Genomic DNA, 1,295 nt, shown 5'->3' on the forward strand with positions numbered 1-1,295 from the left:
CGTCGAGGCCCGGTGGATGCCGAGGGGGGAGACGCGCCGTGGTGGAGCCGGAGGCCGAGGGTGGGCTGTTCCCCGTGCCGCGGGGGATCCCAGGGCGGCAGAGGGTCCAGGGGCGCACCACCGAGGCCACGAAGGCATCCCGGTCCGGCTCCGGCATCCACACGGCCGCCTGGTCGAGATACCAGGCGATAATCCACAGCCGGTGCCAGTCGAGCGCCCACACCTCGGCGGGTAGGCCCCCGCGGGGACGGGACGTCTCCGCCGCGCCGCCAGCCCTGATGTAGGCCCAGATCATCCACCGAAGACTCGCCGGGTCCGCCCATCGAGTTGTCCGGAGGGGATTGTCGCCTTCAGGCGACAGGGGAATCCGCTACGGACCGCAAGTGACTAGACATGCCACGCTGGTATAGTCGGTGGCATGGGACGGCAGGTGACGGCGGGCGCGGGCGGGGTCTACGACCTCGGCTACCACGTCGTGTGGTGCCCCAAGTATCGCCGTCCCGTGCTCACCGGCGGGGNGCGCGAGCGGCTTGACGCGCTGCTGCGCGAGAAGTGCGCCGAGCATGACTGGCCGGTCATCGCGCTGGAGGTCGAGCCGGACCACGTGCACCTGTTCGTCAAGGCTCACCCGAAGCACTCCCCGTCGTACGTTGCGAACCAGTTGAAGGGCTTCACGTCCCACGTGCTGCGCGCCGAGTTCCCGCATCTCAGATCCCGGCTGCCCACCCTGTGGTCCCGGTCGTACTTCGTGGCGACCGTCGGCGCGGTGTCAGCCGGGACGGTGACCCGGTACATCGAGACGCAGAACGAACGCCCGTGGCGCAAGGCGGCGGCGCGTGAGGCGGACGTACAAGTTCCTGCTGCGCCCGACGGCGCATCAGGTCGCGTCGTTGACCGTGATGCTGAACGACCACCGCGCGCTCTACAACGCGGCGTTGCGGGAGCGTCGGGGCGCCTACGCGCACCCGTCGAAGACCAGGGTCGAGTACGGGGACCAAGTCGGCCCAGCTGAAGGACATCCGGGCGTACGACCCACCTCAGGCCCGATGGTCGTTCTCCTCCCAGTAGGCCACCCTGCGACGCCTCAACCTGTCGTTCGCCGCGTTCTTCCGCCATGTGAAGGCTGGCGAGACGCCCGGCTACCCGCGCTTCAAGGGCGCCGGGCACTTCGACACCGTGACGTGGCCTGTCGACAACGACGGCTGCCGTTGGGACTCCCAGCCTGACAACCCGGCCCGGACGTTTGTGCGGTTCCAGGGTGTCGGGCACGTGAAGGTCCACCAGCGCCGGCCGGT

At 69.6% G+C, this 1,295-nt stretch carries 3 pseudogenes; 2 read left to right on the plus strand and 1 reads right to left on the minus strand.

The annotated features are described in order from the left end of the window. Positions 1 to 295: pseudogene (locus tag CED_RS24890) on the minus strand (hypothetical protein); the annotation flags it as partial. Positions 296 to 418: 123 nt separating this feature from the next. Here CED_RS24890 and tnpA point away from each other — a divergent pair. Together tnpA and CED_RS21225 are read left to right on the plus strand one after the other, a co-directional pair. After that, positions 419 to 814, plus strand: a pseudogene (gene tnpA / locus CED_RS21220) (IS200/IS605 family transposase); the annotation flags it as partial. 22 nt (positions 815 to 836) lie between these two features. Further along, positions 837 to 1,295, plus strand: a pseudogene (locus tag CED_RS21225) (helix-turn-helix domain-containing protein); the annotation flags it as partial.

Source organism: Frankia sp. CeD, from assembly GCF_000732115.1.
In the GTDB taxonomy this organism is placed as follows: domain Bacteria; phylum Actinomycetota; class Actinomycetes; order Frankiales; family Frankiaceae; genus Frankia; species Frankia casuarinae.